Source organism: Desulfobulbus propionicus DSM 2032, from assembly GCF_000186885.1.
Classification (GTDB): domain Bacteria; phylum Desulfobacterota; class Desulfobulbia; order Desulfobulbales; family Desulfobulbaceae; genus Desulfobulbus; species Desulfobulbus propionicus.
In genome coordinates this window covers 2,539,811-2,554,508 of the sequence record NC_014972.1, presented here as the reverse complement: position 1 = coordinate 2,554,508, position 14,698 = coordinate 2,539,811, and the positions used below count along the sequence as shown (strand labels likewise).

The window sequence follows — 14,698 nt, the reverse complement described above, 5'->3', positions numbered from 1 at the left end:
GTGGGCGGCAGCTATTTGCCGCCGAACTCCAGTAATCGTTTCCAAAAAAACTGGATCGATCCCTTGGGTTCCAAGGTCTGCGGTTCCTGGACAATGGTCCGGGCCAGGGCCTCGAAGGCCAGGCTGGTTTTTGACTCCGGAAACAACTGCACCAGCACCTGCTGCTTGCGGATGGCGTCCACCATCAATTTATCCCGTGGAATCGATCCGATATAATCTATGGAGATGTCCAGGTAGCGGTTGGCCACCATGGTGAGCTTGCGGTAGACATCCAGGGCTTCTTCCTCGTTTCTGATGAAGTTGACGATCAGGTTGAAGTGTTTTTCGTGGTACTGATTGGAGAGCAGCTTCATCAGGGCGTAGGCGTCGGTGATCGCCGTGGGGTCGGGGGTGGTGACCACCAGGATCTCCTGGGCCGCGGTGTTGAAATAGGTGACGTTTTCCGAGATACCGGCCTCGGTGTCGATGAGCACGAAATCAAAGTCGTTGTTCATCGCGTCGAGCCCTTCCAACAGCCGCATTTTCTGTTCGGAATCAAGCCGGGTGAACCGTTGCACGCCCGAACCGGCGGGCAGGATCTTGATTCCTTCGGGGCCGTCGGTGAGGATCGTCTCCAATCCCTGTTCACCGGTGAAGAAGTGGTTGAGATTGTGGCTCGGCGCCAAGCCGAAGACCACATCGATATTGGCCAGGCCGAGATCGGCATCGAGAATGAGCACTCGCTTGCCCATCCGGGCCAGCAGCACCGCCAGGTTGGCCACCACCGCCGTCTTGCCGACACCGCCCTTGCCGCTGGTGACGGAAACGACCCGGGTGGCGGCTTGCCTGGTTCGTTCCTCGGTCAATCTCGGACTGTTCATGGCCCGCAGGGTGCCGGCCTGGTCCGTTGGTCGTCCTGTATGTTCAGCCATGGGTCAGGTTTCCGTGATCATTCATGATGAGATCGGCAATGTCCGCCGGCGAGGGCATGAGCAGATCCTCGGGAACCCTCTGGCCGTTGGTGAGAAAGGAAATCGGCGTGTCGTGCTTGTAGTGGATATTGAGCAGCACGCCCAGCTGATCGCATTCGTCAATCTTGCTGAAGATAAAGTTGCTGATTGGCAGGATGGAAAACCGTTTGATGGTCTGTTCGATTTCCCGCTCCCTGGTGGCGGCCGAGAGCAGCAGGTTGTTCTCGATCCCCCATTGCGGCCGGAGAAAGGCGGCCAATTCCTGAATATCCAAGCCGTTGCGTGGACTGCGGCCGGCGGTGTCGATCAGCACCAGGTCGACGTCACGGAATTTATCCAGAGCCTCCTCCAACTCGCGAGGTTTGATCACCACTTCCACCGGCAGGCGCATGATCTCGCCGTAGACCTTGATCTGCTCGACCGCGGCGATCCGATAGGTGTCGATGGTGATCAGGCCGATACGACCGCCGAAGCGGCCGAGGTAATGGGCCGCGATTTTGGCCAGTGTCGTGGTCTTGCCCACGCCGGTGGGGCCGATCAGGCTGATCCGCCGTTGTCGGGTCGAGCGGCCGTCGAGCAGGGGTTGGGTGGTGAACAGTCGCGCCACGGCCGCCTTGAGGATCAGGGTCAGATCGGCGCTGCTTAAAGAGCGGGCCTTCTCGATGGTGTCACGGGTAAATCGGGCCACCACCTGGGCGGTTTCCTGGTTGATGCCGTAACCGGTGAGCAGGCCGACCACCGGATCGATGGCGGCGGCGTGGTTCGCCGGGGGGGCGGTGAATTCCGGTTCAACATAAGGCCGGCCGCGCAGGGCGGCCGAGTCAAGGCCGGTGATCCGGTTCGACAGTCCCTTGACCATGTTGCGCAGTTCCGCCAGTTCGCTGTGGATGTCCTGGCTGACGGCCGGCGGCTCCGGCCGCGGAAACGATGGTGCTGCCTTGCGTTCTGCCGCGCCACGCTGCCAAATCTCCTGATAGGAAATGTCTTCCTGCCGCGGCCCGCGTTCTCCCTGCTCCAGGCAGCCATTGGTTGACCGGTCGGACCAGTGATGGCGCGCCTCGTTTCTCGGGAGTTCCACTGGGCGCGCCGATTCCTGCCAGGCATCGTCGACAGCGGCGGTGATCTCCATCATCGGTTTGCCAATCATGCCGAACTTGCCGCTGCGGATGGTGCGGGTGGAGAGAATGAGGGCGTCGGGTCCCAATGCCTCCTTGACCATTTTCAGGCCCGTGGCCATGTCTTTTGCTTCAAAGACCTTAACTTGCATCGATGGTCACCGTTCCGATGGATTGAATACGAATCTGCGAAGAGATTTCGTTGTGCGACAGCACCGCCAGATTGGGGAAGTAGCGCTCGGTCAGCCGGCGCACATGCGGTCGTATCTGCGGCAGCACCAGCAACACCGGCTGCGGTCCGCCCGCCATGGAGGTGATCAGGGTGTTGATACTGTCGAGGATCTTTTGCGCCGTCTTTGGATCCAGGGCCAGATAACTGCCCCGTTCACGGTGCTGAACGGCGGCCTGGACGGTTTCTTCGACCTTGCGATCCATGGTGATCACCGGCATGACGCCATCGTTTTGGGTATGGGCCATGGAGATGGACCGCGACAGGGCATGGCGGACATATTCGGTGAGGATGTCGGTATCCTGGGTCATGGGCGCGTAGTCGGCCATGGTTTCGAGGATGGAGCGCAGATCGCGGATGGACACGCCCTCGCGGAGCAGATTTTGCAGCACCCGCATGATGATTCCCAGGTTGAGCACGTGGGGCACCAGTTCCTCCACCAGCTTGGGATAGCTTTTCGCCAGGTTGTCGATCAGGGTCTGGGTTTCCTGGCGACCGAGCAATTCATGGGCGTGTTTCTTGATCACCTCGCTGATGTGCGTGGCCATGACCGTGACGCAGTCGACCACGGTGTACCCGGCGATCTGGGCGCGTTCCCGCTTGTCCTCGGTGATCCAGATGGCCGGCAGATCAAAGGCCGGCTCCGTGGTGGGCAGGCCCTTGATGGTTTCGGTCACCAGACCGGGATCCATGGCCATGAAGTAGCCGGGCATCATTTCAGCGGTGGCGATGGTGACGCCCTTGAGGTTGAGGGTGTACTGGTTGGGATTGAGTTGCAGGTTGTCCTTGATGTGCACCGGCGGTACGATGAAACCGGTGGTCAGGGCGAACTGCTTGCGGATCGACTGGATGCGCGAGAGCAGCTCTCCGTCCTGGGCCGCATCGACAAAGGGGATCAGGCCGTAGCCGACCTCAAGTTCGATCAGGTCGACATTGAGCATCTTCTCGTAATCCTGATCGGGTTTGACCACCGGTTGCGGCCGTTCGGCCACGGCCTCCTCGAGCTGCCTGGCCTTTTCCGCCTGATCGATCCGGTAGGCGGTATAGGCGAGGCCAGCGGCAATGAGGAGAAAAGGGATAAAGGGCAAGCCGGGAATGAGGGCAAAAATGAGGAGGATTGCCGCCACCACCCAGAGTGCCTTGGCATAGCGGGTGAATTGGGTCTTCAGTTCGGTGCCGAAATCCTCGCGGCCGGCGGTACGAGAGACCAGCATGCCGGCGGCGGTGGAAATGATCAGGGCCGGGACCTGGCCGACCAGGCCGTCGCCAACGGTGAGGATGGTGTAGTTTTTGGCGGCCTCGGCCAGCGGCATGCCTTTTTGCAGTACGCCGATGATAAAACCAGCGCCGATATTGATCAGGGTGATAATGATGCCGGCGATGGCGTCGCCGCGGACGAATTTGGAGGCACCATCCATGGCGCCGTGGAAATTGGCTTCGTTCGCGATCTCCTCGCGGCGTTTGCGGGCCGTGTTTTCGTCGATCAGACCGGCGTTGAGATCGGCGTCGATGGCCATCTGCTTGCCGGGCATGGCATCCAGGGTGAAACGGGCGGCCACCTCGGCGATCCGGCCCGCGCCCTTGGTGATGACGATGAAGTTGATGATCACCAGAATAACGAAAATGACCAGGCCGACCACATAGGAGCCGCCGACCACGAACTGGCCGAATGCCTCGATCACCGATCCGGCCGCGTCCATGCCCTCGTTGCCATGGAGGAGGATCAGTCGGGTGGAGGCGACATTGAGCGACAGGCGAAACAGGGTGGTGATGAGGAGCACCGAGGGAAAAATCGAGAACTCGGTCGCTTTTTCCGTGTAGAGGCTGATGATCAGGATGAGAATGGCGATGGTGATGTTGAGCGACAGGCAGAGGTCGAGCAGCATGGGCGGCAGGGGGATGATCATCAGCATGAGAATGCCGAAGAGTCCCAGCGAGGCCAGGATGTCGCTGCGCTGCAGCAGCTCCTTGATCCGAACCCGGCTCAGCAGTGTTTGCGCCCCTGTTGCTTCCATTATCTCCTGCCTTTCAGTGAATAGACATAGGCCAGAATTTCCGCCACGGCCTTGAACAGCTCCTCGGGAATGGCCTGGCCCACCTCAACTTTCGAATGCAATAATCTTGCCACGGGAGGGTTTTCCACCAGGGGAATATCATTTTCCCTGGCTATTTCACGGATCTTTTCCGCCACCAGTTCCTGCCCCTTGGCCAGGACCAGCGGCGCATCCATCGTGCCCGCCTCGTACTTGATGGCCACGGCGATGTGGGTGGGGTTGGTGATGACCACGTCGGCGGTGGGCACGGCGGCCATCATCCGCCGCCGGGCCATCTGCTGCTGGATGGAACGGATTTTTGACTTGATGTGCGGATCGCCCTCGGTCTCCTTCATCTCCTCCTTCTGTTCCTGCTTGGTCATCTTCATCTTTTCTTCCATTTCCCAGCGGACAAAGGCGTAGTCAAGGATGGCCAGGACGATCATGATCGCCGCCACCTTGGCCATGACCAGGGCCGAGGTCTTGGCCAGGTAGAGGATGGTGTCGTCAAGCGGCATCTCGGTCAGCAGCAGGGCCTGATCCATCTCACCCGCCACTGTTTTATAGGCGATCCAGCCGATCAATCCCACCTTGAGCAGGGATTTGATGACCTCGACCAGCGAGCGTTTGGAGAAAAACCGCCCCATGCCCTTGATGGGATCGAGCTTGGTTAGATCCGGGATCAGGGGTTCGGTGGTGAAAAGCCAGCCGATCTGGAGAAAGGTGGCGAGAAAGCCGACCAGCAGCGCCACCAAAAACAACGGTGCCAGAATCATGGCGAGACTGACGCCAAGAAAATACCCCAGCTGCATCAGCGAGGAGGTGGTGATGGCATAGTCGCCGCTGTTGCGCCAGAGAACGGCGACCATCTCCTTTGTTCCGTCCCAGAAAATCGGGGCAAAGAACACCCAGAACAACAGCAGCAGGGTGAACAGGGCCGCGGTCTGCACCTCCCGGCTCTGGGCCACTTGACCCTTTTTACGAAAATCGGCCCGGCGTTTCGCCGATGGGGATTCGGTGCGTTCTCCGGAGGCGGGTTCTTCGGCCATGGGGCATTACTCCATGCGGGGGTGGCGGGGATCTGGCGAAGCCGGGAAAATCCTTGGCGGAGCCGGGGATATGCCGTCTCTCAAGCAAATTGCACACCAGCAAGAGCGAATGGTTGCAGACAACGGAGCCAGGGTGCTGGGGAGGCGCTAGTTGAGCAATTGCAGGAGATTGAGGATGTTTTCGCCCATGGTGTCAAATTCACGGCGCAGGACCGAGAACGTGGCGCCCAGTGTCAGGCCGATGACAAGGAAGGCGATGCCGATGTTGAGCGGAAAGGAGAGCATGAACACGTTCAGCTGGGGAAAAACCCGGGCCAGGATGCCGAGCACCAGGTTGGTGAGCAGAAGGAGGGTCAGCACCGGAGCGCTGAATTTGACCCCGAGGACAAACATCCGGCTGGCCAGGCGCATCAGCTCCTCCACCGCGCCATGGGAAAAGTCAAGCGGCCCCGGCGGCAGCAGGTGGTAGGATTCGACCAGGGCGCGAAAAAAGAAATGGTGCATGTCGAGGGCCAGGAAGACGAGGAGGGCGAGGATGTTGGCAAACTGGCTCATCAAGGAGAGCTGCTGGGTGGTTTGCGGGTCAAAGATGTTGGCGGCGGCAAACCCCATTTGATAGCCGATGACCGTGCCACCAAAACTGACCGCGGCAAAGACCATCTGGGTGACCAGGCCGATCATGACGCCCAGGAGGACCTCGTTGACGATCAGCAGGCCGAATTCGGTCAGTGTGAAGGCCACCTTGGGGATGTGGGGGGCCATGGCTGGAAAGAGCAGCAGGCTGGTGGCCACGGCCAAGCCGATTTTGATCCGCCCCGAGATGGCGCTGCCGGCGAAGGCGGGAATGGCGGCCACCAAGGCGAGAACCCGAGCCAGACAGAGGAGAAATTCCTGGAACTGCTGGAGCGGGAAGAGGTGTAGATCCATCGCCGGCGAATGGGCTGGCCGCTTATCGCCCCACCGTGGCGATTTGGTTGATGATGCCGGTGGTGAAGGTGATCAGCAGTTCCATGATCCACGGGCCGAAGATCAGCAAGGTAATGAACACGGCCACGATTTTGGGGATGAAGGTCATGGTCTGCTCGTTGATCTGGGTGGCGGCTTGAAAGATGCTGATGATCAAACCAATGACCATGGCGGCGATCAGCATGGGCGCCGAGGTGAGGAGAATGGTTTCAACCGCTTTTCTGCCGATGTGGATGACGGCCTCGGGACTCATGGGGTGCCTCCGGGAAACAAAGGGGGAAGGAGGGGTCAGCCGAAACTCTTCATCAACGAGCCGACCACCAGTTGCCAGCCGTCGACCAGGACAAAGAGCAGCAGTTTGAAGGGGAGGGAGATGACAATCGGCGGCAACATCATCATGCCCATGGACATCAGCACCGAGGAGACCAGCATGTCGATCACCAGGAAAGGCACATAGATCATGAACCCCATCTGAAAGGCGCGTTTCAGCTCGGACAGCATGAAGGCCGGAATAAGGATCGAGGAGGACACCGCCTTCTTATCGGCAGGCTGTTCCTCCTTGGTGATGTCGATGAAGAGTTGGAGTTCGCTCTCCTGGACCTGGGAAAACATGAAGTCGCGCATCACCTCCATCGATCGCTCCAGGGCCTGCTGCTGGGTGATTTTTTCCTGGATGTACGGTTGCAGCGCCTGGTCGTTGATGGCGTTGAGGGATGGGGCCATGACAAAAAAAGTGAGGAACAGGGCCAGTCCCAGCAGGACCTGATTGGGCGGGGTGTTCTGGGTGCCCATGGCCTGGCGGACGAAACTGAGCACGATGACGATGCGGGTGAAGGCGGTGGTCATCAGGAGGATGGCCGGGGCCACGGTGAGAATGGTGAGGACGAGCAGCGCCTGCAGGGCGGTCGACACCTCGGCCGGAGTGGCGGCCTCCTTGATCCCCAACGACAGGGTGGGCAGATTGACGGCGGCGGCCAGTGTCGGCGCCAGCAGCAGGACCAGTGCAAAGACGAACGCAAAACCTTTCATTGCGTCTGTGCCAGCACGGTTTCGAAGTCCGCAGCGGCCCGCTCCGGATTTTTCGGTGGATCGGAGAGATCGGCCAGCAGCTGGATGTTGTTGGCGCTGATGCCCAGCAGATACTCCCGGCCACGGACCTCGATCAGGGCCAAGGTCGTTTTGGGCAGCAGCGGCCGCAGTTCGACCACGGTGATGGCCCTGCCGCCGATTTTTCCCAGCAGCATTCGTTTGCGGGCCAGAGCGTACACCGCGAGAATCAGGCCCACCACCACCAACAGGGCCCAGCTCATCTGCAGCATGGCGGCGCCCATGGATGCGGACTCGGCGGCCCGGGCCGTCGCCGGCAGCACGGTGAGGAAGAGAAGGGCGGATGACCAGCGCATGATCAACCCAGGTTCTCGATCCGGTCCGATTGGCTGACCACCTCGGTCAGTTTGATGCCGAACTTGTCGCCTACCTTGACGGCCTCTCCCCTGGCGATCAAGCGGGCGTTGACGTACAGGTCCAGGGGTTCGCCGGCCAGCTTGTCCAATTCGACCACGTATCCTTCCCCCATTTGCAGCAGATCCTTGAGCAGAATCCGGGCACGGCCCACTTCCACCGATACTTGCAGCGGGACGTCGAACAGGAATTCCAACTCCCTGGTCAGGGGAGCATGGTCGCCGCGGCCAGCCGGTTGGGGCTGCTCTTCTTTGAGCAGTTCGGCTGTTTCCTCGGTGTTCAGGGTGTTGGACCTCTGCGGTTCCAGAACATCAGGCGCTGCCATGGATGCCTCCTAGTTGGGTGGTGTAGCGGCCGGTGACGTGGAAGGCTTTCTTGCCGTTACGCTCCCCGGGGATGGCGAGAAAGAGGGGTTGATCCTCGACCAGCACGGTCAGGGGCCGATCCGGATCGTACTGCAAATCGATGATGTCGCCCGGCTGCAGGCCGAGGATGCGGCGGATGGTCATGGTGATCAGGCCGGATCTGGCGATGACCTGGCTTTCCATCTCCAGGGTTTCGCGGGCGATGATTTCGGTCCAGGTGTTGGCGGCTGCCTGGGTGATGGTGACCAGGGCCTTGAATTTTTCCCGAAGCGGTTCCAGGGTGAGGTACGGGATGATCAGCCGCATCTGCCCGCACAGTTCGTTGCCCAGCTGGATATTGAAACGGGTGACCAGGACCTCGACTTCCGGTTCGACGATGTTGACCAGGCGGAAATTGTTCTCGACCTTGGTGAGCTGGGCCTGCAACTCAACCACCGGGCGCATGGCGGTCTGCAGTTCGTTGCAGATGTCCTGCATGATGGTCTTGAGAACAAACATCTCGATGGTGGTCAGGTTACGGTCCAGGGGCAGTGACTCGCTCGACCGGGAAGAACCGAGCATGATCTCCAGCAAGGTGAAGGCCATGAGGGTATCGAAATGGAACAGGCAGCCGTGTTTGAGCGGAGAAATGCCGTAAATGCCGACAGCGCCTTGGCTCTTGAGATCCAGCAGGCTCTGTTGAAAGTTGGTGGTGGTGATGTCTTCCCGTTCGACGATGAAGTTGCGCATCAGGGTATTGGTCAGGCTGGTGGAAAACTTGCGGGCAAAACTGTCGAGCACGATGTCGAGGTTGGGCACGCGCATTTCCCCGCTGCCCCTGGTCCGCTCGTAGGTGCGAAACAGATCGATCTCGGCGGCATGCAGCAAGCGGTGGCTAACGGCTCGACCGTCTTCCACCAGTTCGGTCGAGACCCTGCCGGACTTGATGGCCGCCAGGAGGTCTGCTATTTCCGCCTTGCTGAGGATCGGTTCCACGGCACTCACTGCACCACAAAATCGGTCAAATAGACGTTGTTGACCTTGCCGGTTTTGAGAAAGGAGTTGATCTTGCTTTTCAACTCGGCCTTGACCTGATTTTTGCCCTGGATGTCCTGCAACTCCTCAAAGGTCTTGTTGCCAATGAGCAGCAGAATGGCATCGCGGATCTGCGGCATGCGCTTGTTGACCTCATCGAGCGTGGCGTCCTTGTCCAGTTCCAGGGAAAGCGAAGCCTTGACGTAATGGGGGGTGTCTTCACTGATGATGTTGACGATGAATTCCTTGATTTCCACCATGGGGCCGATCTTCGCTTCTTCGGGTACCGGTTTGATCAGGGCTTCGGCCTTGCTCGCCTCTTCCTGCTTGCGCTTCAGTTCTTCCTGGTGCGGCTTATAGACCAAAAAATAGTAGGCGCCGCCGCCGGCCGCCAACAACAGGACCAACGCGGCCGCAATGATGATGATCAGCTTTTTTTTGCCGCCTTTTGCGGTTTCGTCCTTTTTTTCTTCTTTTTCCGCCATGATCTCGTCCTTGAGGGCAAAGTTTTTTTCAGAAGGGGATGGGGGTGACTGGTTTGCTGTCCTCTGCCACGGTGCGATTGCTGCGCAACACAAAATCAACCCGACGGTTTTTCGCCATGTTGTCCTTGGTGGTGTTGGGCGCCAGCGGGCGGGTGTCGCCATAACCGGCGGCGGACATGCGATCCAGGGCAAACAGTTCACCGCGGTGATAAAAGCTCATCACCGCGACCGCCCGCGCCACCGACAGATCCCAGTTGGAGGTTGTGGCGCCGGCCATGGGGGTGGAATCGGTATGTCCCTCGATGCGCATGCTCATCGGCAAAGGGCGGATAATATCGGCCACCTTGCGGAGGATGGGATAGGATGCGGGATTGAGCGTGGCCTGCCCCTCATCGAAGAGGACGGATTCATGAATGCGCAGGATGATGGAATCGTTGTCTTGTTGCACGGCTTCCACCTGGGCTTGCAATTTGGCCAGTTCCAGATCGTTTTTAATGCGCTTGAAGCGGGGCACGGCCGTTTCCCGGGGGATGGGCGTGAATTTCGCCTTGGGCGGCGAGGGCAATATGGGCAAAGAAAAGGGAACCGGGGCCGCGGTGGTGCGCCAGCCGAAGGCATCCTTGATCGAGGTTTTGGCCTGCTCGAATTTGGTCGGGTCCATGCTGGCCATGGTCAGCAACAGGACGAAAAAGGTGAGCAGTAGGGTCACCAGGTCGCTGTAGGTGGCCATCCACATCGGCAGGCCGGGCGGCGGACATTCGGGTTCTTTTGCCATGGTTGCCCTCTTTGCTTACTTGAACACCGACTCGCGTTTTTTCGGCGCCAGATAGGTGTGCAGCCGCTGTTCCATCACCCGGGGATTTTCACCGGAAAGAATCGATTCCATGCCTTCGGTGATCATCGTTTTTTGCAATACCTCGGTCTTTGACCGGGTTTTCAGTTTGCCGGCCATGGGAATGAACAGGACATTGGCCAATACCGCCCCGTAAAAAGTGGTGAGCAGGGCCACGGCCATGGCCGGGCCGATGGCGGCCGGATCGCTCATGTTTTGCAACATCTGCACCAGGCCGATCAGGGTGCCGACCATGCCCATGGCTGGGGCAATGGCTCCCATGGTATCGAGAATTTGCGCGCCATTGCTGTGCCGGGCCGCGATATTGTCGATTTCGTTGAGCAGCATCGCCTTGAGTTCGGCGGGCTCCTGGCCGTCGACCGCCATCTGCAGGGCCTTGACCATGAATTTGTCGTCGATGGAATCAATCTGATCCTGCAGGGAAAGGATGCCGCCCTTGCGCGCCTTGTTGGCGAATTCCAGCATCTGGACAATGATCTTGTTGGTTTCGGCTTCTTTGATGAAAACGGTTTTTTTGAAGATGGCGATGGTGCCGATCACATCGGCCAGGGGAAAATTGATCAGGGCCACGCCGGCGGTGCCGCCGAAAACAATGGCGATCGAGGGGACATCGATAAAGATGCTGAGCGGCCCGCCCATGAGAATGGCCCAGATCATCAAACCGAAGGAAACCACGATACCGATTATGGTTGCTATATCCACGCGTGTAATCCTTTTAGCTCAAGAAAAATGGACAGGAGCAAGCAGCGCACCCGGTAGGCAGAGTGTACCGAATATCCTGATCAATGGCAAGTTAGCAAGTAAAATGCCAGGGTACGCGTTGAGAGTGAGATCGCCAAGGTGCGGAAAAATAGGGGAAGAAACGGAAGCGGGAAACAAAGAACGGCTGCCCCGATCGTCTGATCGAAGCAGCCGCGTGTCGGAAAAATGACTTTTAACTGTCCGCTTACCGTTTGAGGTTGATCAGTTCGCTCAGCATTTCGTCGACGGTGGTGATGATCTTGGAGTTGGCCTGAAAGCCGCGTTGGGTGGTGATCATCTTGACGAATTCCTGGCCCATGTCGACGTTGGATTGTTCGAGGGAGTTGGTGAAGAGTTTGCCCAGTTCCGGTCCGGGCAGGCCAACCCGGATGGTGCCAGCCTCGGCGGGAGCGATGTAGCGATTGGCTCCCGCCAGCTTCAGGCCGCCGGGGTTCTGGAATTTGGCCAACACCAGCTGGGAAATGTTGATCTGGCGGCCGTTGGAATAGGAGGCCACCACCACGCCCTCGGAGTTGATCGACACGTTGGTCAGTTCTCCGGCCGCATAGCCGTTTTGTTGCTGGCCGATGACGATCGAATCGCTGTCGTACTGGGTGCAGTCAAAGGAGAGTTCAATGGTCGAGGTGGCCGCGCCGTTGGCCCAGGTGATCGGCCCGACCGTGGTGGTAAAGGGGTCGGGAACGCCGTCGCCGTTGGTGTCGGGGGCTTTGCCGATATTGTCGAAGGACATGGCCTGGTTACCCGCGGTCGAGGCGTCAAAGTCGGTGATGGCGGTGATCGTTGCCGCGTCGTTGTCGATGGTGTAGGCGGCTTCCCAGGTATTGGTCGCATCGTTGACCAAGCGCCAGTACACGGTGATCAGGTGCGACTCTCCCAGGGAGTCGAAAATCTGGCTCGAGGCGGAATAGTTGTAGGTGGCGTTGTTGTTGGGATCAATCGGGGTAGCGGAACTGATGACCGTGGAGTTTTCGTCCAGGTTGGTGGTGAAGGTCAGTTCCGAGGTCGGGTTGGCCTCGATCAGGCCGACATTGGCCACCTGGATGTCCGTGGGATCCATGGGGAGCAGTGTGGAGTTGTTGGTGGGATCGAACAGTTTGCCCTGGACCCTGAACCCTTCCGGGTTGACCAGATAGCCTTCGTCGTCGAAACGGAACGCGCCGGCCCGGCTGTAATAGGCGGTGTCGTTGCCTGCTTCCTTGAGCACAAAAAAGCCGACCCCCTCAATGGCCACGTCGGTGTCCGAAGAGGTGGTTTCAAAGGTTCCCTGGCTGTAAATACTGTCCACGATGGAGAGTCCCACGCCGCGACCGACCTGGGAGGTGCCGCCGGAGCCGAACACATTGCTGGACAGGAGATCGGAGAAGATACTGCGCGACCCCTTGAATCCAAGGGTGTTGGTGTTGGCCAGGTTGTTGCCGATAACGCTCATGGCCTGGGAGTTGGTGTTGAGTCCGCTGACTCCGCTGTATAATGCACTTTGAATACCCATGACAACCTCCGCATGGTTGGTCTGTATTGGATAATTGGTTGTGGTCAGACTGGAGAATCATGCACGGCAAGCGCCGAACACCGTGTTGTCCTCTTCTCCTCAATTATCCCCGCGCCGTCCATTGCGTCAGAGATAGGTCGTTCATTGCAGACCGGTATCATTCCGCGCTGCTGTCGAGAGCGCCTTGGTCGCTGTCATAGGCGCCGTACACCGCTGACACCCTGTACTGCCCCGATCCAGTGACCACCATGGGTTCGCTGCCGCTGAGATCCACTCCCGTCACTGTGGAGCGGATCAGCGGCGTTACCGTGGCGCTGGTATCCGTGCTCTTGGCGTTGAGCTCCATGGAGTAGGTGCCGGCATCCAAGGCCTTGCCATTCGCATCCTTGCCGTCCCAGGTGAGAAAATGATTTCCTTCGCCAAGATCGCTCGCGGAAAGGGTGGCAACGGTTTTACCCGAGCTGTTCTTGATAAAAATACTTAAACCGGAAACCGAGCCGTCCACTTTATAGCCGATCTGCACCGGCGCCTCTCCGAGGGTGAACTTGGCCCCCTCGACCACCACATCCTGGCCAATCAGGCTCAGGGTCGAAATGTTTTGCGATTCCGTGGTGGCGCTGGTGAGTTCATCCATCGCGTCGTTGAGGTTGAACAGCTGTTCCAGCTGGCTGTACTGAGCCAGTTGGGCCGTAAATTCCGTGGCATCGGCTGGATTCATTGGATCCTGGTTCTGCAACTGGGCAACCAGCAGGGTGAGAAAGTCATCCTGCCCCAGGGCTTTGCTGGTCGCTGTTGTCGTTGTCGAGGTCGATGAGCTCACTCCTTCAACGGTAGCCATGACGGTCTCCTGTATTTACGCGACGACACTCAGATTGCTGGTGGTTGCTTCTGGTTCTTTGGGGAAATTTTCATCCATTTCAAGGGTGAATCGTGCATCCATCCTGTTGCGCGGGGACCGGCTGGGTTGCTGCCAGGTGCTGTTTTCCTGAAACTGTTCTCCGCGGGTGTTGTCGTTGGCGGCGACGGTGACTTCCACCTGCTGGAGATTCAACCCCTGCTGCTCCAGAGCCTCACGCAGGCGAGGCAGATGGCGGTCGATCATTTCCTGGGCCTGGGGATTCTGGGCAACAATATGAGCCTTGATATTGTCCTGTTCCACCTTGATTTCCAGCCGTAATTCCCCCAGTTCCTGAGGATGGAGCCTGAGATTGACGGTGCCGGTTTCAAGGCGTTTGTTCACCGACAGATGGGCGACCATCTGCTCGACCACAGTTCCTTCAGGGACAACGGTCCCGGAAGGCAGGCGGTACATCGGCGGCTCCATCGCTGCATGGGTGAAGCCGGGCTGGCTGGTTGGCCGTTGCGGGGAAACCATGAACGGCAGGTTGTCCTGGCCGAAGGTCATGGGCCCTTTTTGCGGCTGCAACGATTCCATGGTTGCAGCCGCATCTGTCTCGGTGTTCAGGGCATTGCTTATTTCCGGCTGCTGATCAAGGGCTGAATTGTCGGTTTGCCGGGACTCTCCCTGGGCGGCCGCATTTTGCGGCGCTTCGTTGGGGAGATGGGAGTGGATGTAATTGTTCTTGAAATCTAGGTTTTTGCTTTCCGTCCCAGTGGCGGTCGTTGTTCCCGGGCTGCCGCTCACGCCGGCCTCTTCCTCGTTACCGGTCCCCTGATAGATGGTAATGACTTGGCCATACTGATTCTGGATCATCTGCGGCCCATTTGGTTGGGCGGCCCCGGTCTGATTGGCCGCGTCTGGCAGTATCCCAGCTCCCAGTTGGATGGGGGAGGTGTTGGTATCAGGACCGGTGCGCTGAGCTGGCAGAGGCCCGCTGGTTTGCCCCCCGCGGCTCAAGCCAATGGCGGCAGCGGATGCATTGCTGTTGCCGGCCGATTGCAGGCCCAGCAAGGCCGCTGTCGTGGA

The 14,698-nt window shown here is 59.0% G+C and carries 16 protein-coding genes; all 16 read right to left on the bottom strand.

Annotated elements, in window-relative coordinates:
* Nucleotides 1-11 precede the first annotated feature (11 nt).
* Nucleotides 12-911, bottom strand: a complete 900-nt coding sequence (locus DESPR_RS11185) for a MinD/ParA family protein (protein WP_015724924.1) — start codon at nt 909-911, stop codon at nt 12-14.
* Nucleotides 904-2,217, bottom strand: a complete 1,314-nt coding sequence (gene flhF, locus DESPR_RS17365) for a flagellar biosynthesis GTPase FlhF (RefSeq protein WP_015724923.1) — start codon at nt 2,215-2,217, stop codon at nt 904-906. The genes DESPR_RS11185 and flhF overlap by 8 nt, the downstream gene beginning before the upstream one ends.
* Complete coding sequence (gene flhA, locus DESPR_RS11175; protein ID WP_015724922.1) at nt 2,207-4,309, bottom strand: flagellar biosynthesis protein FlhA; 2,103 nt, start codon at nt 4,307-4,309, stop codon at nt 2,207-2,209. Before flhA ends, flhF begins: the two co-directional genes overlap by 11 nt.
* Complete coding sequence (flhB, locus tag DESPR_RS11170) at nt 4,309-5,376, bottom strand: flagellar biosynthesis protein FlhB (protein WP_015724921.1); 1,068 nt, start codon at nt 5,374-5,376, stop codon at nt 4,309-4,311. Before flhB ends, flhA begins: the two co-directional genes overlap by 1 nt.
* Nucleotides 5,377-5,523: 147 nt before the next feature.
* Entirely contained in the window at nt 5,524-6,303 is a 780-nt protein-coding gene (gene fliR / locus DESPR_RS11165) for a flagellar biosynthetic protein FliR (RefSeq protein WP_015724920.1), read from the bottom strand.
* Nucleotides 6,304-6,325: 22 nt separating this feature from the next.
* A complete protein-coding gene (gene fliQ, locus DESPR_RS11160; RefSeq protein WP_015724919.1) occupies nt 6,326-6,595 on the bottom strand; it encodes a flagellar biosynthesis protein FliQ in 270 nt (89 codons plus the stop codon).
* Nucleotides 6,596-6,630: 35 nt separating this feature from the next.
* Entirely contained in the window at nt 6,631-7,371 is a 741-nt protein-coding gene (fliP, locus tag DESPR_RS11155; protein ID WP_015724918.1) for a flagellar type III secretion system pore protein FliP, read from the bottom strand.
* Nucleotides 7,368-7,745 (bottom strand): FliO/MopB family protein, encoded by a 378-nt coding sequence (locus DESPR_RS17360; RefSeq protein WP_015724917.1) that lies wholly within the window; start codon nt 7,743-7,745, stop codon nt 7,368-7,370. The genes fliP and DESPR_RS17360 overlap by 4 nt, the downstream gene beginning before the upstream one ends.
* A gap of 2 nt (nt 7,746-7,747) precedes the next feature.
* The gene (gene fliN, locus DESPR_RS11145) at nt 7,748-8,128 is read right to left on the bottom strand and encodes a flagellar motor switch protein FliN (RefSeq protein ID WP_015724916.1); all 381 of its coding nucleotides are present in this window, start codon (nt 8,126-8,128) and stop codon (nt 7,748-7,750) included.
* Nucleotides 8,115-9,143, bottom strand: coding sequence for a flagellar motor switch protein FliM (locus tag DESPR_RS11140; protein WP_043770006.1), 1,029 nt, complete (start codon nt 9,141-9,143; stop codon nt 8,115-8,117). The genes fliN and DESPR_RS11140 overlap by 14 nt, the downstream gene beginning before the upstream one ends.
* Before the next feature lie 5 nt (nt 9,144-9,148).
* Nucleotides 9,149-9,667 carry a flagellar basal body-associated FliL family protein gene (locus tag DESPR_RS11135; protein WP_015724914.1) on the bottom strand — a complete coding sequence of 173 codons (519 nt, stop codon included), beginning with the start codon at nt 9,665-9,667 and terminating at the stop codon, nt 9,149-9,151.
* A gap of 28 nt (nt 9,668-9,695) precedes the next feature.
* Nucleotides 9,696-10,442: an OmpA/MotB family protein gene (locus DESPR_RS11130; RefSeq protein ID WP_015724913.1), complete on the bottom strand. Its 747-nt coding sequence runs from the start codon at nt 10,440-10,442 to the stop codon at nt 9,696-9,698.
* A gap of 15 nt (nt 10,443-10,457) precedes the next feature.
* Nucleotides 10,458-11,222, bottom strand: a complete 765-nt coding sequence (locus DESPR_RS11125) for a motility protein A (RefSeq protein ID WP_015724912.1) — start codon at nt 11,220-11,222, stop codon at nt 10,458-10,460.
* 244 nt (nt 11,223-11,466) lie between these two features.
* On the bottom strand, nt 11,467-12,771 hold the full coding sequence (locus DESPR_RS11120; protein WP_015724911.1) for a flagellar hook protein FlgE: 1,305 nt from the start codon (nt 12,769-12,771) through the stop codon (nt 11,467-11,469).
* 157 nt (nt 12,772-12,928) lie between these two features.
* Nucleotides 12,929-13,609, bottom strand: coding sequence for a flagellar hook assembly protein FlgD (locus DESPR_RS11115; protein ID WP_015724910.1), 681 nt, complete (start codon nt 13,607-13,609; stop codon nt 12,929-12,931).
* Nucleotides 13,610-13,624: 15 nt separating this feature from the next.
* Nucleotides 13,625-14,485, bottom strand: coding sequence for a flagellar hook-length control protein FliK (locus DESPR_RS18515; protein ID WP_169701595.1), 861 nt, complete (start codon nt 14,483-14,485; stop codon nt 13,625-13,627).
* Nucleotides 14,486-14,698 lie beyond the last annotated feature (213 nt).